This is a genomic window from Candidatus Tisiphia endosymbiont of Thecophora atra (assembly GCF_964026395.1).
Lineage (GTDB): Bacteria > Pseudomonadota > Alphaproteobacteria > Rickettsiales > Rickettsiaceae > Tisiphia.
The window spans coordinates 1,362,028-1,383,445 of record NZ_OZ032145.1 but is presented as its reverse complement, the minus strand read 5'-3'; the positions used below and the strand labels follow the sequence as shown (position 1 = coordinate 1,383,445).

Genomic DNA, 21,418 nt, shown 5'->3' with positions numbered 1-21,418 from the left:
AAAAATATCACAAAACTTGATGCAAATTGTGATTTTTTATGTTATAATAATTCCCCTACAATACAGATACTACAGGGGATTATATGCGAAAAATACGAAAAATTGTTGTCGAATTTAACAGATCACAAGATATCGAAAATCTTAGAAAAATCATGAAAAATGTTCATGCAAGTAATAGTGATCATTTACCGGATATCGCTAAATTTCACTTAGGCGATAAGATTTTCATACCTAATCAGGTAGAAAAAGCGGAATTGCACATAACAACTACGAGCGGCACTGAAATTATAGAATTTTCTAAAGCAGCACTAAGCTTTTATTTGGGTAGGCAACATCCTTTCACTAAAGTAGCCATGAATTCTGAGGATGAAGGTAATTATATCGTCCTGCCTTGGAACTTAGGTAGCCGAGTTGGTAGAGATAATCTGAAGAACCTAATAAACCGGATTACTAATAATGTTAGAAAGCTAAAATATATCATCTGTGTTAATAGTTCTGACAACCTAAATAGCCTTAGTCTTGAGAATAGTAAAGATTTAAGCCAAAGCCTAACCTCGCTAGCTAGTTTACACCTATCAGATATTGCGGCAGAAGATGAAACTGAGAACTTACTTAATCAAATAGGTGATTTAGAACAACGCCTAAGAGCAAGAGATAATACTGTTAATAGTTTAACTACGCAAGTCGCTAATTTACAAACTCAGGTACAAACTCAAAGGCAAAGTACTATTGCTCCGTCTTATGGTGGTCAGTCTTGGACTTTAACATTACCAAATTACATCAATGGTAATATTGACGCATCATCTTGCAACTTGAGTTTTGGTGGTTCTACTGCCACATTAACAAATTGGAAAACTTATGCCAGCGTCAACAATATTGCAGGTAATGTTACCATTGATATTGCTAATAAGGTTCTAACTATTGGTGGTAGTAGTTGTGGTTCTATTAATGCTCGTTAAATAAAGGTGATAATTATATGATCGCAATATTAAGTGCCTTTATAGGCTTCTTCAGTAGTTTTATACCGGAGATTTTGCATTTTCTTAAAGATAAGAAAGACAAGGAACATGAGCTGAAATTAATCGGTCTGCAAATCAAAGCTTCAAATACTGTCCATAGTGCTAGACTTGAGGAAATCCAAATTCAGGCTGATAATGATGAGAGTAAATATCTGTATCAATATGCCGGTATGCAAATAGCAAATAACAGCAGTAATAATTGGGTGGATTTTTTATCTAGCACTGTTAGACCAATGATTACTTATATATTTTTTCTGCTCTATATAGCATTAAAATTAGCTATCTTCATGAAATTTAGTGCATCAGTTGACAGCATATGGAGCAGTGAGGATCAGGGTATATTTTGTGCAGTTATTGGTTTTTGGTTTGGTCATCGGGCTTTTGGCAGATACCGAGTGAATGGTTATGGTAACAATAACGGTTACACCTATGTCAACGGCAGTAGTAATGGTAAAGTTAATGGATACAAATATTAACCTTGCTGCAAATGATAGTAATAGTAAAGCAGAATATATCATTAAAATCTTTGAAGGGCTGAGACTACAACCATATTACTGCCCAGCTGGTTTAAAAACTATTGGCTGGGGGCATGTGATAAAAGAGTACGAACAACAACAAATGTCTGGTGGTATATCGCGAGAACACGCTGATTACTTGCTAGAGCAGGATATAGAACAAGCTAAATATGCCATTTATCGACATTGTCGCGTACCATTAAACTGCTCACAAGAAGGGGCTTTGATATCATTTATTTTCAACTGCGGAGCTGGTGTCTTTCAAGCTTCCAGTTTACGACAAAAGCTGCTACGAGGTGAATATTTATCGGCTGCCGATGAATTTCCTAAATGGGTTTATGCTAGAGGTATCAAGCTTAAAGGTTTAGTTAGAAGACGATTATTAGAGAGAGAAATATTTTTGCAAAATTAGATTATGTGAAAATTTTATAAAAAAACAGCATCATATGACAAGGATAAAAAAATGAAAGCCGCAAGGATAAAAATAGAGAAAAATCAAGATCAGTATCAAAACATTGTTAGCCAAAATGTTGTTAATTTGAGCAAAAAGAAAAATAAACCTCAGGAAATTGTTTTAAATGATACTGTAAAACAGAGTACCCCTGAGGTGATATCGCAAACTATGCCCCAAACTGTTGAGCAGGCAAGAAAACACTATGCAAAACACTACGCTATTTCTAGCAATAATGTTGATAGCGAAAATATTATTGAAGCAAATGATGCAATAGCTGAAAAAGTAAAAGAGCTGAATCAGTTGGAAGAGATACATCAACAACTACTCTGCAAGGAAGATAGCTTAAAGTTAGAAGTGATGAATTATATGCAATTCCATATTTACCTAAAAAAAGGTGATCATATTCTTGTATCGTGGAAGCACGCTACCCGCAAAACCTTTGACCTACCAAAGTTTAAAGGTGATTGTCCTGAAATATATAGTGAATATGTCAAAGAGATATCCCCTAGACTATTTCGGCTTTATTAATCTTTATTAAATATTCGGTGATATTGTTAACCTACGGACGATGTCACAATAGGCTATTAAGCCGATGTCTTACATCAATAGTTGAGGTTATTGTTAACTAAAATATATTTTCACTTTTAATATTATTTTTTCTTGCTATCATTAACGACCAAGCTATCGATGGTAAGGAAAATGATAGGGTATCCTCAAGAACAAAGAAGTTTAAACAAAGAACAAAAAGAAGCTGTGGGGTTACTATCAATAGGAACTTGCCTTGAATATTTTGATTTGATGATATATGTACACATGGCGGGATTTATTAATGAATTATTTTTTCCCAAAACTGATCCACACACTACTGCTTTGTATTATGCAGGTGCTTTTTGTGCAACTTACCTACTTAGACCATTAGGGGCTTTAATATTTGGATGGATAGGTGATAATATAGGGCGTAAATCAACAGTTATCATCACAACTTTCATGATGTCATCTGCTTGCGTTGTTATGGCTAATCTGCCTACTTACGAACAAATAGGAATCTTAGCGACTTGGTTAGTAACCATCTGCCGGGTTGTTCAAGGTATGTCTTCTATGGGCGAAGTAGTAGGGGCAGAACTTTATTTAACTGAAATGCTTCACCCACCAATACAATATGCAAGTGTTGGATTGATAGGGGCTTGTGCTGTTCTAGGAACAGTAGGAGCTTTGGCAATTGCCTCACTTGTTGTTTGTTGTGGTATTAATTGGCGTATAGCATTTTGGATTGGTGCAATAATTGCATTTGTTGGTTCTGTTGCAAGAACAAAACTTAGAGAAGCTCCAGAATTTGCCGATGCCAAACGTCGAATAAAAAAAGTTTTTAAAATAACTAATACAGATATAAATATTTTAAAAAACGATCCTATTTGGCAAGAAAAAGTTAATAAAAAAACTGTAATAGCTTTCTTTTTACTACAATGTGCCTTACCGGTATGTGTTTATTTTATTTATATATATTGTGGTAATATTTTAAAAACTAGCTTTGGTTACACACTGTCTGAAGTTATTCATCATAATTTTCTTGTCTGTATAATGGAGTTGTTAACCACATTAATATTATGTTGTTTAAGTTTAAAAGTATATCCATTATTAATCATAAAAATTACACTGCTAATATTTTCTATTTTTATAATATTTTGTCCGTATTTATTGAATAATCTTAATTCTCCTTATCAGTTATTTTTTATTCAATTCTTTATAGTCTTATGGAAACAATGCTTAAACCCCGCTACTTCTATTTGTTTAAAAAGCTTTCCTATATTTAAACGTTTTACCTATGCTAGCATGACATTTTCTGTATCTCGTGCTATGATATATGTTATTAGTGCTTTTGGTTTTGTCTACCTTGTTGAGTATTTTGGCAATTGGGGAATATGGTTTATTATGATTCCTATAATCATTGGTTTTACTTACGGATTATTGCATTTTGAAAAGCTGACGAAAATAGCTAAAATCATCCACTCAGAAAACTGTATAGTCTAGAGCCGGTATGGAGTTAATAGGCAAATTTTTGTAACATAGATTTATTAATTGTTGCTCGGCTGTTGGTATTTCTAAGCGAATACAAAGAGTTAAAAAATATCCTGTAGTTTCATTAACTATCTTCAGTGCCTTTTCAGGTGATTTAGCTCCTAGAGTTTGTAAGTTGTGAATGCGATCAAAAATTTTAATCAATGCTACATCATATTTCTCTTGTTGAATTAATAAATCTAGAGTCTCTTTGGAGCTAATTTTGCCATAAGGCTTGACCCTTGTCAGGTCTTCTACTTGACTAGCAATGGTACTATCAAAAATTTGAGCAATCATCTCTTCGGTAAGTGTTGTGTCTTCAACAGTATCGTGCAGTAAACTGGTAACGATCATGTTAGTGTTAAACAATTGCTGAACTGCTTGAGCTGTATAGCTAGCAAACATATAAGCTACTTCAATCGGGTGTGAGTAATATGGTTCACCCGATTGCCGCATTTGACTACCATGATATTTCTTAGCATAATAGATAGCTTTGATAATTTCTCTGATATTTACTGGGTTGGTTACTTTTTCATTTAGTAAAATCAATTTACTAAGTAATTTAGCAGAATATTCGCAAGATTTAAACTTTATCTGCCAATTGTCAATATCTTCCATAAAATGCCTCTCCATTATTTTAATAATACATTAAATTAAACTAATATTGCCAATGATTTTGTTATATTTTTTAAGAATTATTTTGGAATTTATGCCAAAGATTTTCAATTGCCTGCTCATAAGCAACGAGTTCTGATATAGTCCAATTAAACTGGTTAAAAATATCATAGGCTTCATTTATTTCATCATTAATAGCAACTGTATTAAGTCTCTCCTCATAAAATAACTTTCTTAATTTTTCTTCCTGCGTTTTTTTATAGTCCTCATGGTTGGCTATGCCAAATTCGGCTATATTATGCATCCTTCTAGTCCGTATTTGTATTTCTATGTTATAGTTATAGATATCGGCTATAACTACGAGATGCAAAGAGCGATAACCATTATCCTTAGGATTAGTAATATAGTCTTTAGTCTTTCCCATATGAACAGAATAGATATTGTAAAGAGTAATCAATACTTTATAACAGTCATATTGTTTGTTCACTATAATCCTAAAACCAATTAGGTCAGTTAATTTTCTCACCTCTATATTCTTCCTTAACATCTTTTTTAAAGCAGAATAAGGGTCTTTTAATCTGTACTGTATTTCAGCTTCTACATCATTTTTACTCAGATTAGTCCTAATATTAGCTATAATGTTACGTAAATCATTAGTAGTGCTACCTTGCATAATTAATATTATACTCTATACTCATAATCTTTAATGTTAACAACCAATAATTGGTTTGTCAATTATCAGCAATTAATTAGTTAAGAAATTAACGGAAAGTTGTCGTAAAAGACTCATAAATTATACTTTAAATATAAAACCATATTATACTAATGATAAAAATACTTGCAATAGTTTGTTATATTTATTTCCAAAAAATATTTGTGCAGCAATATTTGTGGTTGATTTTTAACATCGTTAGTCATAAAATTAACTCCTATTTTTTGTTTTGCGAAAAATAAACACTGAGGTTAGATTGTAATTTGATAGATTGTCTTCTACCCTCAGTGCTTGATGCCACCCCACGTGGCATCCTAATCATTAGTCATATTGTTGTCATTATTAAGCTCTTCAGTTGAATGTAATGTTACCGGCACTTGCAAAGTAAAAGTTGTACCTTTACCTTGCTGGCTGCTAAGTTTAATTTTACCATTCAGATCACCAATAAATTGTTTGACTAGACTTAAACCTAGACCTAATTCTAAAGTTGATTCTGAGTTTGAATCCGTCGCCAATTCCTCGCCACTAGCTTTGCTAGTCAAGTTACTAAAGGCAGAACTATCAAAACCATTTAATTGCTTATAGATATATTGTTGCTGTTCTTCAGACATACCAATACCTGTATCATGAACAATGAATTGTAAAGTATCTTTGCTCTCTGTAGCTGCTTCTCCACCTCCACAATATTTCTCAATTTGTGATAGTATAGTGCTTGCTGGAAAAAAATTGGTACTTACGACAACTCCGCCTTTTTCAGTGAAATTAATGGCATTAGTAATTAATTGGGTTAACATCGCCTCAAGTCGGTAACTATCAACAATGAGGATATTTGGGATATTACTGTAGAAATTATCTACAACCCTTATACCTTTACATTTAGAGGTTAGTCCTAATTTAGTAATAACTCTGTCTACTAATTTCCTAGGGTTGGATTTATTAGGAATCATCGGTACTAAGGCTACTTTTGTGGTAGCAATTAAGTGTGAATTGCACTGAGCAAACTTTAGCATAGTTTCGCTGTACTCCATTTGCACTCTAGTACAACTGATAATATCAATTATAGAATGCTCTTTAACGTCATCTTTCTCCAAAAGGAGTGTTGTAGCCTTGTCCCAAATGGTAATACCGAAAGTTTTTTTATTAAGCAATATATTGATTATGAAGTTGTGGTAGATGAAATTAGTTACTTGTAGATTTTTCTTGGCTTGTTGTAGCTCAACAATAATGTCACTACTGATATTATTTGTTTCATCGTTACTTCCAGGGATTTTGTCACTGGTAACATTTTTATTGATATTTTTTTTACAGGTAGATTTGTTTTCTTGTTGATTTTTAATATCGATAGGCATAGAATTAACTCCTATTTTGTTGAGTCAGAGTAGACACTGAGGTTAGAGAAAAATTTTGCGTTGATTATCTAACCTTAGTGCTTGACATTTACATTATTGTAACGTCGTCTTAACAAATACTATCATTTTTCCGCAGAGTAAAGGGGAATTTTCACGATTAGTAATTTTTTTTCAAAATTTTTTTGAATAGTGTCAATCTAGTAACATTAGCTAAAATTGTCATTATGGTTGCTGGCTAAAGAGCTGATAAGTGAGCCGTAATTTAGTTAGTTGCTGATATATACTCTTCTTTTTTCAAGAATTGACTTGGCAAAATTGCAGATTATTTGCTTAGTCTCAACATGTTGTTTTACTTTCCAATTATTCAATTTATTTAATTATACTGACAAATTCTTGTGGTAGTTTTGTGGTATTTATGATACAATGGACAACTTATTTATTAGACTGTCTATTTAGTTCAATTGTTAAGATTATTTCATAGCTAAGCAATACCAATTTATAATTATGCCTAATACCACGACTAAGCCCAAACCGTTTATCTATTGGGTTGGCGGCAAGAGGAAAATTGTCGAACAGTTAATAGACCGCCTTCCTACTTCTCTCTCGTTCAATAATTATTACGAGCCTTTTCTTGGCGGTGGGGCATTGTTCTTTAAAATCAAAGATAGATTCAAACAATGTTTTCTATCTGATATTAATTTAGAATTAATTACCAGCTATAATATGGTAAAAAAGAATCCAATAGCAGTAAATGATTTATTGTCTGAACACAAAGCACAGCACTCAAAAGAATATTATTACAGTGTACTAAACAACGATAACAGCAATGACCCTACTAACATCACTGCTCGGTTTCTTTATTTAAATAAATATTGTTTCAATGGTATTTATTGTATCAACAAAAAGGGCAAGCTTGGTTTGCACTTTTCTACTCATAACTATGGTATTTCTCATTTTAAGAAAAGGCTAAAACAATGCAGTAGCTTTCTAAGTGATACCGTAATTTACGTCACTGATTTCTCATTTATCGAACCTAAGGAAAATGATTTTGTCTATTTTGATCCGCCTTATCATAAGGCTGGGGAAAGGTTTTACACTCGTTTACCCTTTAATGAGACAGAACAAATCAGGCTGAGAGATTTTGCCAAAGAACTCACTAGCAAAGGGGTAAAACTAATGATTTCCAATAGTGACACCAATTTTATCAGAGAAATATACCAAGATTTTACCATAAATACTGTTGACATTAAATACACCATAACCGGACAGAAAGTAAACGTACAGAAAGAAATCGCCAAAGAACTTATCATTACTAACTATGAATAAGCTTAAGTAGCTATGCTGTTTACTCAACATATACTCAGCATTACTCTTGCGTTTAAGTATATTTAACATCTCTTCTCTGTTGTATCAATTCTTCAATCATTTTTTGCTGTGCTTCAATCTGTATTTGCAATGCCTCAATAATATTATTAAATTGAACATTATCAGTAATTTCTTTTGTTTCCTTTGGCAGAGCTACTTTATTTTCTGTAAAAAATTCTGTGTCTTTCAGAATTTTGTCGAATGGAATCGCAGCTTTGTTCTGAAACTCTCTAACTTGCTCCTTAGCTATAATATCATATACTTCTGTTGACCTTTGATCCTTATGACCTAAAGCCTCACCTATTATCTCTCTATCTGCTCCAGCTTTACGCATCCAACTACCATGTGTTCTTCTTAAGTCATGTATCCTTAAGTCGTCAATACCCGCTACTTTACAAATTTTCTGCCAAGCCTCCTGTGGGACTGATATGTGACCACTCTTACTATCTTTATGGCTACTTGGAAATACCCATACTGATTTATTATTATTTTCTTTTTGTCTTCTTGTCAATATGCTTAGGGCAGAGTTCACTAAATGAACTCTTTGTGTTTTATTATTTTTAGCAATCTTAGCTGGTATAGTCCATGTCATGTTTTCAAAATTAATATCCTGCCATTTCATAGATAAAACATTACTTCTCCTAGCTCCAGTAAATAATAGCATTAAGATAGCATCTGCAGTTATACTAGTACATTCTGCAATAACTGTCTTAATAAACTTTGTCAATTCCTCTATGGTTGCAATATATCGTTCTCTAACTTTTTCCGGATTCTTTTCAATACCCTTTGTTGGATTCTTCTCTAACATTTCCCATTTAATACCCCTATTGAACATCGCACTAAATAACTTAACAAAGTCGTTAGCACTATATAGACCTCTATTATTGCTAATATCATTAAACGTTTTCTGAATATCAGCCCTTGTTACAGTAGCTATTTTCATGTCATAATAATCTTTACCTAATCGTTTCATTCTAGCAATATCATTTTCCCAGCCTCTATTTCTACGTTTACAGTGTTCTTCAATATAATGTTTATCAAAAAACTCTTTAACGGTTAATTTGGTTAATTTATCATCTATTGGATTATTTGTTAGTTCGGCTGGTTGATTATCTATTTGATTATTTGCAATAGCTAATTTTTCAAGAGGGTTAATGCCTCTTTCTATTTGGCTTTTTAGTTCAGCAGCTTTATTTCTTGCCTCTGCTACCGACATATAAGGAAATTTACCTAATCTAATTGCCCGACAACGACCTTTCTTCTCTACTGTTTTACGTAAGTAAAAAGTCTTGCTTTTGTTCACAATAAGATACAAGCCCTTTTCTTTGGTATCATTATAAAAATCTTGTTTAGTTTTAGGAAGAATCATTTTACTTACAGTTTTTTGAGTAAAATCTAAGTCAAAAGTTGTCATATATCTACCATAATTATATTGTTAGTTATAACAGTGTTGTCACTGATGATGTTATTGGTATTTTTTATTTAAATTAAGTAGTTTTTTATTGATTTCTAATATAGGAGGGCATAGAGTAAAATCCTGTTTTTTGTTTTGCGAAAAATAGACACTGAGGTTAGATTGTAATTTGATAGATTGTCTTCTAACCTCGGTGCTGACACTACACCACGTAGTATCGTCTTGCATAAATACAATTATTTTTCCGCAGAGTAAAGGGGATTTTTTAATAAAATTAAAAAATTTTTTAGGCTCTTCAGAATAATGTTAATCTAATAACAGGCAGTAAAATTGTTATTATAGTTTTCGAGGGTTAACATTTTTGCTGTTCTGAACTTTCAGTTTGGTAGTTTTGGTTATTGTATTTTTAGGAAGATGAAATGAACTGGTGTCATATATCTAGGCTCTGAACAAAATTCAAATTACTCTATTTTAACTTTTTAGCTGCAAATTATAAGATTTTTTTGAAATAGGATTAACTATTATGGCAAAAATTTTATTAATTTTCTCTTAAAAATACTCAAAATATAAACAATTTAAATTTTGTCCACAGGGGCTAGATAAACTAAATTTGTTGCATAATTTTAATATAATTATATAAAAACATTAAAATTAATTAAGTGCTTAAATTAACCTATTTTTGTTGACTATTATAATAATAGTACAACTAAAAGTATGATTATAAGAACACTATTTTTATAGTGATTTTATAGTGATTTTCCTCAATTTTCACGAAAAATTGACTAATATATTAAGTCGAAATAATTGCTAAAATGTTAATTAAAATTATAGGAGAAAAGCTTATGAGTATTAGGGCTTCAATGCTACAAAACAATAGCAAAAATAGCACCACTGCGATGGTGCAAAATTTTTACTACATTCTAGCCAGTTTTAATGCATTCGTAAAATGCACTAAAATCGAAGAATGATGGGGCGTAGTGGATGATTTTAGAACCCAAACCGAAGTAAGAAATGTGATAAACCAGCATCCTTATCGTACATTTGTATAGATGTATCAATTTAATTAATCTTTGGGAGTATCTTGCCTGAATAATTTTAAAGTGTAGATTTGACCCCTTTTGAAAAAAAATTGTAATGTGACTAAAGCCCTAACCTAGTCATACTAAAACCTAGTTAAGATATAAGCTTTTAGAGTTTTAATTTTCAATTCTCATGGGGGCAATTTTACAGCAGGATGCCACATGGTATACGTTGCGAACTTTTTACCAGTTTAGGTTAGAACTTTTGCAAATCCCTTTAAAGGCTAATTATAACAAAACTCTGCCTTTAACAGGGCTTTTATAGTTAGCCCCAAATAACCTAACTAAAGAGTAAATTTTAATAATAGGGGTAAAGAATTTATGTATGTAATATTTTTCTTAATCAATTTGGTATTCTAGTACTACTTTTTTGCCACAAAAGGTCATAGAGATTTTAATGATCTTTTTGACATGTTTGTGTTCTCTTATCTTAGTGTCATATTGTTTATCTATAATTTGCTTTAAGCCCATTTTGGCTACTGAAAGCAAATCTTCTGCATTTTTAGCAATCTTATACTCAATAATAATTGCTTTATCTTCTCTACCAGCTTTGGGGATCATGATAATATCAGCTCTACCACTTCCTGACTCCTGTTCACTTGCTATTATGTAACTAGGTGCTAACATATTAATTAAACCAAGCATAAAGCCGCTATAAAATAATTCTGCCTTTTTCTCTCCTGTTTGATGAAAACTAGTAGAATTTAGCAACAATTCTTGTAAACGCTCTTTAAATTCCTCTACTTTACCTGTTGACAATAAACTAATAAACGAATAATATCTAGAGCTATCAATTTTTAATTGTTCAGTAACCCATTGCAGCACTCTTGTTTCATAGATATATTTTACTTCATAATTAGGGATAGATAGCTCATAAACATTCTTTTCCGGTATTTTGGCAGTAGGGTTTAAATAACCGCTGAACAATAATAAACTGAGTAATCCTATTGGTTCATTGATATCAGCAAAACTTATTTGTTTGGTAATAGGTGAGATAATACTTCTCCCGGCAGCTAAGCTCTGTAAATCTTCTTGCATTTCATCGGATAGCAGTATTTTATCTATTAAAGCTGTCCCCCCACTATCAAGCCAATAATGATCGAGCTTACCTTTGTGTGCTAAACATTGCATGATTGACCATGGATTATAAATTACCTCTCCACCAAATGTATAACCATTATACCAGTCTTTAATCTCTTCATGACTGGTTTTGGTAGGTACTTTAGTCAATAAATCATCAACTTCTATTTGGGTAAAGCCATAAGACTTAGAAAAATCATCATCAAGTAAGGTATATTCACTAACATTATTTAAATCAGAAAATAAATTAGCTTTAGCAATTCTTAATATGCCAGTTATTACTCCTTTTTCTACACAAGTATTACCTTTTAGGCTGCTGCCAAATATCCCGCGAAATAGTTCAAGTACTTGTTCAAATTCTTCTGATTTTTTGCCAAATTTAATATATGAGCTATTAATTGGTGTATCATATTCATCTATTAATATGTATACTTTTTGATTAAAATGTTTAAACAATAGTTCGCTTAAGAAGCCTAAACTATCTTTAAGATCGTCTTTATCAAATTCTCCTGTAAAATATCGTTTTAGCTGTTCCTTTTGTACATCATCCAGTAAATTCTTATTTTTTGCTATATAATGTTTTAAATAACGATGTTTTACAAATAACTTAATAACTTGATTTCTTATCCCGTTCTCAATGTCTTGGTAACTGCTGCCCTTAACATCCTTGAAACTTATAGAAATAACCGGATATTGCCCTTGGCGTTTCATGCTACTTGCTATGTCTGCAATTTTTAAGGACTTTAACTCTTTAGTTTCATCAAAGCCTAAATCTACTGTACCTCCAAGGAATAGTTTGTTATTTATCTTTTGTTCTAGTGGTAAAGGCTTGCCGTCCTGATCCACTTCTATTTCAAAAAACTTCTTGAGCATGTCCATATTAAGGCTTTTACCCCAACGTCTTGGTCGAGTGATTAAGATAACATCTCCACTATCTTCTAGGAATTCTTTGATCATTAGACTTTTGTCAATAAATACATCGCTATTTAACAATAATGTTTTAAAGTCATCAGTACCTACCCTCATTCTAGGGGGCTTGCTACTCTCAATAATATTAATGTTCTTGAGATTTGTCTTGATATCAGAAAGTTTGTTAATCATATTACTTGATATTTTAGTAGTTTGTTGATTTCTTTAATATTTCAACTAGTAATCAGAGCTATATGCTCAGATGTCATATTTTTTTAAGTAAATTTTTAGCTATAGCAATTTTTTCTTTTCCTCTCCGCTAGTTTCTGTAGCTTGTTCAATTTTTTTGGATTGAGAAAACAGGAAATAGCCATACTAAATAATCAAAATTATATCAATCATTTTATACGATAAAGTATAGCACATAAACTATAAAGCACTAAGTAATATAATGCAGAAATAGCATGAATTCTATAATTGCTAAAAAGATTGCTTCAAGGATGAATGCAAAAGGACAGACATCTCTAGACACTGTTAACAAAGGTTTCGAAGATTTATTTTAATAGCAGCAAAAGCAATAAAAGACAGGAAGGAAAGATCATCTTTTTCATAACGAAGTCCAAGACGCCTGTTTTCTTTAATCTTACCAAAAAATCTTTCTATTGCTCCTTCTAACAAACTGTTCTAATAGTTTGTTTATGTTTTTACATAATACGTAGCATTTTGTTTGCTGCTCTTAACTTATATTTTTCCTTGTCATATATAATCTCTATCTTCCTATTCTTTCTTCCGGGAATTACCGGTATATTATTTTGTGAAACAAGATTCTGACGATTTTTATTACTATCATATCCACGATCTTGAATAACACAGCACCCTACAATTCCTGCACTTAACTCTTCTGCCATAGCAATATCATTTCTATTCCCTCCTGTCAGGAATCCTTCTACTATATGCCCTTGTACTGTCATCGTAAGGTGCAGCTTCGTACTCATTCCTCCCTTGCTCTTCCCCTTGCTTTGACTCCCCCTTTTAAGCCGCCGCCATGTCGGTGCACCTTGAATATACTGCTATCTGAGATAACTATATTAATCGTTATCTTCTTGCTACACTGTAGAAGCATTAATATCTTCCACCATATTCCTCTTTCACTACCTCGTTTAAAACGTTGATAGATAGTATGCCAGCAACCATAACATTTTGGTAAATCTCTCCATGGTACGCCAGTTCTCAGCACATACATTATTGCACAAAATACTCTGTAATGACTTATTTGAACAGGTCGACCCTTCCAAATATAATTCTTCTCTATAATTGGCTCTATTTCTTTACGGAAAAAATCAGCCTTAATAGGATATAATCGTTGATCCATATATATCTCCTTTTTAAGACCATTCTATCCTATTCTTACTTTCTTTTCTATACCTTTGTTAACAGTGTCTAGTACACTACCTTTTTAGCTTTTTTTGGTGATTTAGCTCAAATTGTTTGCATGGTATACAGTGATTAAAATTTTTAATCACTGCCACATCATATTTTTTTTGTTGACATAATAAATCTAAAATCTTTTTGGAAGTAATCTTGCCATAAGGCTTGCTCCTTGTCAGAGCTTCTGAAGAGTGCTATCACATTCTATTCCGTAAAAAGCTCTATAATAGATTAGATGAGTTACAAGCTGATATAGATACTTGGCTTACAAATTATAATAACGAAAGGTCTCATTCAGGTAAACATTGTTTTGGTAAAACACCAATAGACTTCTTTCGAAACTCGCTTATGCTGAGGGATTTGAAGGAGACGCGGAACCTCGACCCGCAGCGTACTCTAATGTACGTGAGGATTCGAGTACCGCATCGACGTACAAATCACCAGCAGAAGTAGAGTTTCGAAAGAAGTCTAATGCAAACTTTTAGAGATTCACTTTATACTGCTAAAGATAAAAATATTAGTAATTATAGAGAGAATATCAGACAACTTGGCTATTACTTATCAAGCTGCCTGATTATTACTTATTGTCAGATTAAGTCGTAACTAGTACATATCCACCAGTAGTTTCTAAAACACACAATGCAGAACTAATCTCTTTTTTGTAATCCTTGATAAAATCAGCTATTCCATTAGAGTTGTTATTATATTCTTTAGTTTCTTTTTTTCCATGAATAACAACAACAAAATTGAATTTTCCTATATCAAGACCGATAAAATTATTGTATAATAGCATAATACCTCGAAGACTTTTAATGTTTACGATTGTAAGCGGGCGTGCAAAGGCATCCCAATCAACTATTCAAACGTCTCGGGGATTTGGGCTAGAGTACCAGGATCTATACGATCTTAAAACCAATTGCTTCACGGTCGCTCACGCCTGCACAGCGATAGTCATTTATATTATTAATGACTATCGCTGTAATACCCCCTTATAAGTCAGTATAAATCATTATTTACATTGACTTCAATATCTATTATATCATACTTTTAACTTACAATTGCTTCGCTTACGCTCGCTAATAGACTCTGTGGTATAGGTATTTGTAAACTTTCAACAGTTGTGCCACTTTGTGGCTTGCGATGACAATTATTTGTTTCTGTAATTTAGTATTTTCTATCATTAGTTATAACTTTTAAACTGCCTTGGTTCAACATTTCAATAAAAATACTTGCAATTTCTAAAATACTTCATATAATATGCTGGTTTTTAATAAAAACCGTTTGTACCGGTAATATTAGTTTATCAAAATAAAAAAAATAACTTTAAAATATTATAAATTATGGCAAAAAATAAAAACTTCAATATTGAACAATACCTAAAACTTACTAATGGTCTAAGAGGGCAGGAGTACAATGATAATGATTTTAACGTATTAAGTAAGTTGATAGGAGAAATACGAAATCAAATGTTTGGGCAGAAGAGCGAAGAATTGTATAAAAATGCACAACGATACTATGATGCTGAACGTGCTTTAGAATTGATGGAAAATAATAATGAAATAACAGTAACTTTTGACAATGTACTTGGCATATCAGTTACACTAACAAAAAATGAAGCAAATAAAATAAAAACAAAGGTTGAACAGAGTGTACAAGCTATAGAAATTAAAAAAGAACTGATAAATAGTTTATGGCAGAAATTTGAGCAAGACAAGAGTCATGCTCCAAAAATATATAGTGAGAATGCGTTAAATGAAGTCTTAGAATATTTAGGTTATGAAGCAAAAGATTTAGTGTTACCGCAATTTAATAATTTACCTAATGCTCAAGCCCAAGCACCAGCGTATAATTATGTAGATAGAGATGATGAAGACGCCTTAGATAGTTTATCCAATGCTCGAGTTCAAAGACCAATGCATAATGATTTCAATGAACAGGATGCGTTTGGAACAACTATGGATATTTATAACCGTGAAGTTGCTCGCGGTGGATTTGCTGGTGGTTTTAATGACGCTCACGTAGGAAATCATCAGTTCAATAACTTCAGAGATGATGAAGATGAAGACGCCTTAGATAGTTTATCCAATGCTCGATTCCAAAGACCAATACATAATGATTTCAATGATTTCAATGAACAAGATGAGTTTGGAACTATGGCAATCTATAACCGTGAGGTTGCACGTGGTGGATTTGCTGGTGGTTTTAATGACGCTCACGTAGGAAATCATCAGTTCAATAACTTCAGAGATGATGAAGATGAAGACGTCTTAGATAGTTTATCCAATGCTCGAGCCCAAAGACCAATGCATAATGATTTAAATGAACAGGATGAGTTTGGAACTATGGCAATCTATAAGCGTGGGGTTGAGCAAGGTGGATTTGGTGGTGATTTTAATGATGCTCGTGCAGGAAATCATCAGCTTGATACTTTCAATGCTGAACAGGGCAATGCTTTTAATAGTTTAGATCACACCCAAGCGAATTATTTTCTAAAAGAAATGAAACTTTTATTTAGACCAATACCTGCTCACTTACATCAGTTCAAAAAACATTGTGAATCTAAGTTTTTAGAATATTATACATATGGTAATATTAGTAGTATTCAGAGTATAATAGACAGTGAATGCATGCTAGAATACAGAGCAAAGATTACACAACAGATTATTTCCTTAAGAAACTCCTGTTTTAATGATCAATCTTTCCATCATCCGAAGCAAAAGCCTGTTGTAGAGGAAACCCCATTGATTTCAGGTATGGCTGGTATACAATTGCAACAATCGCCCGTACCAAAAGCTAGAACAAGCCTAGCACAAAGTAAGCCTCAAGAATCTGCAATAACTCAACCACGTAATTCAGATGAAGAGGTAAAAAAAATAAACAAATGGCTTGAAGACAACAAACTACCAACATTGAGTAGTTACAGTACAATACTTTTAAAGAAATATTATCAAGATCCTTCACAAAAAGATTATTTGGGAAATATCTGTGTTCAACAGTCACTTTTTGGACAAGACAGACAGAAATTGATTAGTCTTATCACAGGCGCATCGATTGTACGTGAAAAATTTCTTTTAGAACTTGACAAAAATGAGCTAAAAGTTTCTAGTAGTACAGAAAATGCTATTATGCAATTCCTAAGTGTAGGAAAGTCATTAAATTGGTCTAGCATAAACGAAGAGCCACTGGTACAGATATTTATAGAGCAAGAACTCTGTAAATACCAAGCACTAAAAAATACAGGAAAAGCAAGAGAGTACACTATGGATTATAAAGCATGGCAACATGCAAATGAAACAACAACAAATATAGCGGCAAGGGCAGCAACAGACAAAGTACAGGCAGAGAAAGTTGCTGAAAAAGCAAAAATCCAGCAATTGTTGAAAGAGTACCCTAATACAAAACCAGTATTCGAGCAACTTCAAAAGTTAAATCTAGCTTACTCACAGATCGATAGAGTTGTAAAAAAGATAAATGAGTTTCTTAACAATCCAAACAGTAATAAAGACACTTTTAACGCAGAATTATCAACGGCATTACTATCAAATTACTCAGATGATGAGTTCAATCTTGTAAATAAAATATTTACTGCTACTATTTCATATAAAGAAAGATATGATCACAACGGTAATGCAGGTTATTATTACGATCACGATGATTATACAATAAATTTATTAGGGGAAGAGGGAATTTAAAAGTCATTGCCATCCCTGCGAAAGTGCATAGACGTTAGTTTAAGAAATAACCGTCATTGCGAGAGTCGCGAAAAAGCGGCGACGTGGCAATCTTGTGAAGGAGGCCTTGCTTAATGAAGATTGCCACAGTGCCTAACTGTGCTTCGCAATAAAGTTGCAGTGGCAAAAATAAAACAGCAAGCTATTTATTTGGATCGCCACGCCACTTTGTGGCTCGCGATGACAACTATTTGTTTCTGTAATTTAGTAATGTCATTGCGAGAAGCCGCAAAGCGGCGACGCGGCAATCTAGGATACGCGACTCATCTTCGAGATAAATATGAGCAGAAATTATGCTATAGAACGTGAGTATTATGCGACGAGTGGAGTGTAGAATTAAATTCTCGTTACTGACTACATGTATGAACCTCCTGTAAAATGCAAGAAAAAAATAACATCTAATAGCAAAAATGCAAATGCATACATGTATCCGGCTTATAGTTAATAAATTATGTGTAATTTATCCTACAGCCCTGATGGAATTCGCTGGCTTACAAATTTACTATATACTTATCATTTTATCGGCTTCAAAGAGCCATTGTAGTCATCAGTTTTTTTGTAAGCTAAGGTTTGTCTTATTTACCATCAATATTATTATCTCACGCATATTCCGGGTTGGAATCTCTTACATATTCTTTGTTTACCTATTAATTAATAAACCACTATTTATTTTATGTTAATTATAATAGCTTTGTGCTACAAACTTTACTCTCTACATAATCATCCCCTGACCTTAGTACTGCAAACACCACTCTTGCCAGTTTATTAGCTACAGCAACTACTATTTTATTATGTCCATTTCGCTCAGATAAATTAAACATCCACTGCGTAAATTTGCTAAAATCTTTTTTAGATTTTTGTTCTTCCGATGTAAATCTTATCTTGGCATTTAGTACAGCTCTAGCTCCTTGGATCAATAAAGTACGCAAGTAAACATCACCTCGCTTGCTAATTCCAAGCAACTTATCTTTCCCTCCACTGGAATGCTGCCTTGGCACTAATCCAAACCATGCCGATAATTGCCTACCATTCTCAAAACTTGTAGCATTACCTATTGATGCTATTAAAGCAGTAGCAGTAATTAAACCAAGACCAGGTATAGCTGTTAATCGTTGATATTGAGTTAAGTTGCTAGCTATTATTTTTAATCTTTTTTCTATCTCTTTTATTTTTTTGTCATTATCCAAAAATTCCTCTTTCAGTTCACTAAATGTTTGATAACCCAGCTGGCTTAAATTCCCTTCATCTAAAATCTCGGTTAATTTTATCATAACCTTATTGATCCCTTGAGGAATAATAAAACCAAATTCATGTAGTAGACCCCTAATTTCATTAGCAAGGGCAGTACGATTTTTTACCAATCTCTCTCTTACTCGATGAATTGATAAAATATCTTGTTGTTCTACAGTTCTAATTGGTACAAACCTCATATTTGGTCTTGTTACCGCTTCACATATAGCTTCTGCATCAGCTTGATCATTTTTATTAGTTTTAACATACGGTTTGACAAATTGTGCTGCCATTAGTTTTACTGTATGCCCCAATTTAGTTATTTCTCTTGCCCAGTAACTAGCTCCGCCGCAAGCTTCCATCCCTACCAAACATTTTGGTAAATTAGCCATAAATGTTAAAACTTGATCTCTCATTAATTTTTTCTTTAATACCGTCTTACCATTTTTATCTACACCATGAATTTAGAAAATTCTTTTTGCAATATCTATACCAATTGTGGTAACTTCCATCTTAGCCTCCTGATTGTTATTTTAATATTTAATATTAACTTTAGAAGATTAGCAACTGCTTTTCATTCTGTATATCAGGAGGTCCATACCATTATTTTATCATTTTGCAGATTTTGTCATTTGGGGCATCGTTAAATCAAATAAATTGAATAAATTTTGTTGAAACTCGCTTAATTTTGGTAATCTTGCAACTTTGCAACCCTTGATTGTGTAATATAAAAAACATACTTTATCCAGCTCTCTTAATGCTTCCTCAATGGTCACATTATATTTACCATCCTTGGTTACGCCACAACCTTGTTTCAACTTATTTTTCATATAGTGCCATATTTTTAATGCCAACATACAAACAAATACATGTCCCTTCGTTCTGTTGCTTTTCCTTAAAAAGATCGGTCTTACTTCGAGTAATCCTGTCTTCATACTGCTAAAATTCGATTCTACTTCATGTAAATTATGGTAAGCTTTATCAACCAATTCTTTACTCATCAGTTTAATTTCAATCTGTGTTTCAATCGCATAACAACCATCAAGAGCAAACAACTCTTTTTTCTTATCTTGATCAATTTCAACCACTATTTGGTTGCCATCTAATTTTAGGTTGATAAATTTATCTATCCGCCATTCTTTGGCAATTTTTTGAATATTATTTAAACCAAGTTCTAGCTTTGCTTTCTTATGGGTTGATACATATATATTACGTTCTTCAATCTTTGCAACCAATTTTTCAACTCGGTTATTCCTATCAAACTCAACTTTTCGGGCTATAGAACCATTTTTCCTTAAAATATATCTTTTGCCATTATTGGTTACTTCGCATAGCTGTTCTTCAAAAAAACTATATTGCAAAACTCCGCTTTTCTTTAAGCTTTCAATCTCAACTTTACTTAAGGTTGTAATATAGTCCCATCCTTCTTTGCTCAGGGCTTCTTTGCCTGTCCTCTTAATCATTCCTTTATCACCAACAAAGACGATATTCTTAATACCAAAATTAGATTTTACTAGCTCAATCTGCTCATAAATGGTAGAAGGATCAGCACTATTACCCTTAAAAACTCTAACAGCCAAAGGTTCGCCATGATCATCAGTTAATAGACCAATCACTATTTGCTTTTTACCCTTCTTTTTATCCCGATTGTACCCATATTCCGCAAGTTCATTCTCTGTTCCTTCGAAATAGCTGGAAGTGACGTCATATAAAAGCATAACAGGCGGCTTGTTATTTTTCTTTTGATAAGTTTTAAATAATTTTAATTCGATCTTTTCTTGGTTCTCTTCTAACCATTCTAGAGCCTGATATAAATGGTTTTCATCAAATGAATCGACAGATAATACATCAGATATCGCATGCGATTTCGCCCATTTCACGCTGGAAAGTCTAGACCCTTGGTGAGCAAAGCGTGCTAAAACCAAAAATAGACTCAATAAAGCTTCTTTGCTTCTAGTACCAAGAGCCTTAGTAATACCAATTTCATCAGCAATTCTTTTTAGTAGAAAAATAGTCCCAAAACTTTCACCAACCTCAGGAACACCATCTAAACCATCAAATTCACCTTTAAGCATCTTCTTAAAAGCTTCAATACGTAACTCATCCCAATTAGTTAGATTAGCTATGGTTTTATTTAATACTTTCCCGTCTTCGCGATAAGAGGTACGAAGCAATATTGCAGGACGAGAATTTCTATTTGGAACAGTTGTAATATACATGAAAGAGATTATATCTCTAAATTCCAGCATTGTCAAATAAAAAATATCATTTACATGACTACAAACTTCATGCCAAAACCACTGCAAACCTGATTCTTTAGGTGTTTTAAGCACTTTTTCGTCTAGAAGATGAGACGCGAAGCGTTACTCTAAAAAAACAGTTTCGCTGTTTACCTAGATCGCCACGGCATCTAAAGAGCCTTGCTATGACGATTATAGAAAAATTTAGGGTACTATGGCATTT

General features: G+C 32.7%; 18 protein-coding genes. 8 read left to right on the top strand and 10 right to left on the bottom strand.

Annotation, left to right across the window (positions count from 1 at the left end; all coding sequences use genetic code 11):
- Window positions 1-83: 83 nt before the first annotated feature.
- From AAGD45_RS06575 to AAGD45_RS06555, 5 genes are all read left to right on the top strand, one after another.
- Entirely contained in the window at window positions 84-959 is an 876-nt protein-coding gene (locus AAGD45_RS06575) for a hypothetical protein (RefSeq protein ID WP_341761119.1), read from the top strand.
- 17 nt (window positions 960-976) lie between these two features.
- Window positions 977-1,495: a hypothetical protein gene (locus AAGD45_RS06570; protein WP_341761118.1), complete on the top strand. Its 519-nt coding sequence runs from the start codon at window positions 977-979 to the stop codon at window positions 1,493-1,495.
- Window positions 1,425-1,946 (top strand): lysozyme, encoded by a 522-nt coding sequence (locus AAGD45_RS06565; RefSeq protein WP_341761117.1) that lies wholly within the window; start codon window positions 1,425-1,427, stop codon window positions 1,944-1,946. The genes AAGD45_RS06570 and AAGD45_RS06565 overlap by 71 nt, the downstream gene beginning before the upstream one ends.
- A 51-nt stretch (window positions 1,947-1,997) precedes the next feature.
- Window positions 1,998-2,516, top strand: a complete 519-nt coding sequence (locus AAGD45_RS06560) for a hypothetical protein (protein ID WP_341761116.1) — start codon at window positions 1,998-2,000, stop codon at window positions 2,514-2,516.
- A 171-nt stretch (window positions 2,517-2,687) separates the two neighbouring features.
- Window positions 2,688-4,016 (top strand): MFS transporter, encoded by a 1,329-nt coding sequence (locus tag AAGD45_RS06555; RefSeq protein ID WP_341761115.1) that lies wholly within the window; start codon window positions 2,688-2,690, stop codon window positions 4,014-4,016.
- On the opposite strand, the gene AAGD45_RS06550 is transcribed toward AAGD45_RS06555, so the two are convergent.
- The 3 genes from AAGD45_RS06550 to AAGD45_RS06540 all read right to left on the bottom strand — a co-directional run bounded on the left by AAGD45_RS06550 (window position 3,996) and on the right by AAGD45_RS06540 (window position 6,719).
- Window positions 3,996-4,661, bottom strand: coding sequence for an HD domain-containing protein (locus AAGD45_RS06550; RefSeq protein WP_341761114.1), 666 nt, complete (start codon window positions 4,659-4,661; stop codon window positions 3,996-3,998). The genes AAGD45_RS06555 and AAGD45_RS06550 overlap by 21 nt on opposite strands.
- Before the next feature lie 70 nt (window positions 4,662-4,731).
- A complete protein-coding gene (locus AAGD45_RS06545; protein WP_341761113.1) occupies window positions 4,732-5,331 on the bottom strand; it encodes a bifunctional (p)ppGpp synthetase/guanosine-3',5'-bis(diphosphate) 3'-pyrophosphohydrolase in 600 nt (199 codons plus the stop codon).
- A gap of 353 nt (window positions 5,332-5,684) precedes the next feature.
- The gene (locus AAGD45_RS06540) at window positions 5,685-6,719 is read right to left on the bottom strand and encodes a sensor histidine kinase (RefSeq protein WP_341761112.1); all 1,035 of its coding nucleotides are present in this window, start codon (window positions 6,717-6,719) and stop codon (window positions 5,685-5,687) included.
- Window positions 6,720-7,220: 501 nt separating this feature from the next.
- Here AAGD45_RS06540 and AAGD45_RS06535 point away from each other — a divergent pair.
- Window positions 7,221-8,045: a Dam family site-specific DNA-(adenine-N6)-methyltransferase gene (locus tag AAGD45_RS06535; protein WP_341762236.1), complete on the top strand. Its 825-nt coding sequence runs from the start codon at window positions 7,221-7,223 to the stop codon at window positions 8,043-8,045.
- Between the two features lie 52 nt (window positions 8,046-8,097).
- Here the strand turns inward: AAGD45_RS06535 and AAGD45_RS06530 are convergent, their stop codons facing one another.
- The 4 genes from AAGD45_RS06530 to AAGD45_RS06515 form a co-directional block, all read right to left on the bottom strand.
- Window positions 8,098-9,498 (bottom strand): tyrosine-type recombinase/integrase, encoded by a 1,401-nt coding sequence (locus tag AAGD45_RS06530; RefSeq protein WP_341761111.1) that lies wholly within the window; start codon window positions 9,496-9,498, stop codon window positions 8,098-8,100.
- A gap of 1,418 nt (window positions 9,499-10,916) precedes the next feature.
- Window positions 10,917-12,758, bottom strand: coding sequence for an AAA family ATPase (locus tag AAGD45_RS06525; RefSeq protein ID WP_341761110.1), 1,842 nt, complete (start codon window positions 12,756-12,758; stop codon window positions 10,917-10,919).
- Between the two features lie 512 nt (window positions 12,759-13,270).
- Window positions 13,271-13,537 carry a transposase gene (locus AAGD45_RS06520; RefSeq protein WP_341760918.1) on the bottom strand — a complete coding sequence of 89 codons (267 nt, stop codon included), beginning with the start codon at window positions 13,535-13,537 and terminating at the stop codon, window positions 13,271-13,273.
- A gap of 20 nt (window positions 13,538-13,557) precedes the next feature.
- Window positions 13,558-13,938, bottom strand: a complete 381-nt coding sequence (locus AAGD45_RS06515) for a transposase (protein ID WP_341760917.1) — start codon at window positions 13,936-13,938, stop codon at window positions 13,558-13,560.
- Between the two features lie 527 nt (window positions 13,939-14,465).
- Here AAGD45_RS06515 and AAGD45_RS06500 point away from each other — a divergent pair.
- Complete coding sequence (locus tag AAGD45_RS06500) at window positions 14,466-14,597, top strand: hypothetical protein (protein WP_341761109.1); 132 nt, start codon at window positions 14,466-14,468, stop codon at window positions 14,595-14,597.
- Here AAGD45_RS06500 and AAGD45_RS06495 read toward each other — a convergent pair.
- Window positions 14,587-14,787, bottom strand: coding sequence for a transposase (locus AAGD45_RS06495; RefSeq protein WP_341761108.1), 201 nt, complete (start codon window positions 14,785-14,787; stop codon window positions 14,587-14,589). The genes AAGD45_RS06500 and AAGD45_RS06495 overlap by 11 nt on opposite strands.
- A gap of 547 nt (window positions 14,788-15,334) precedes the next feature.
- Between AAGD45_RS06495 and AAGD45_RS06490 the strand changes: the two genes are divergently transcribed.
- On the top strand, window positions 15,335-17,686 hold the full coding sequence (locus tag AAGD45_RS06490; RefSeq protein ID WP_341761107.1) for a hypothetical protein: 2,352 nt from the start codon (window positions 15,335-15,337) through the stop codon (window positions 17,684-17,686).
- A 719-nt stretch (window positions 17,687-18,405) separates the two neighbouring features.
- Here AAGD45_RS06490 and AAGD45_RS06485 read toward each other — a convergent pair.
- Both AAGD45_RS06485 and AAGD45_RS06480 read right to left on the bottom strand, forming a co-directional pair.
- A complete protein-coding gene (locus AAGD45_RS06485) occupies window positions 18,406-19,419 on the bottom strand; it encodes an IS110 family transposase (RefSeq protein ID WP_341762235.1) in 1,014 nt (337 codons plus the stop codon).
- 147 nt (window positions 19,420-19,566) lie between these two features.
- Entirely contained in the window at window positions 19,567-21,288 is a 1,722-nt protein-coding gene (locus tag AAGD45_RS06480) for an IS1634 family transposase (protein WP_341760804.1), read from the bottom strand.
- Window positions 21,289-21,418: the final 130 nt, after the last annotated feature.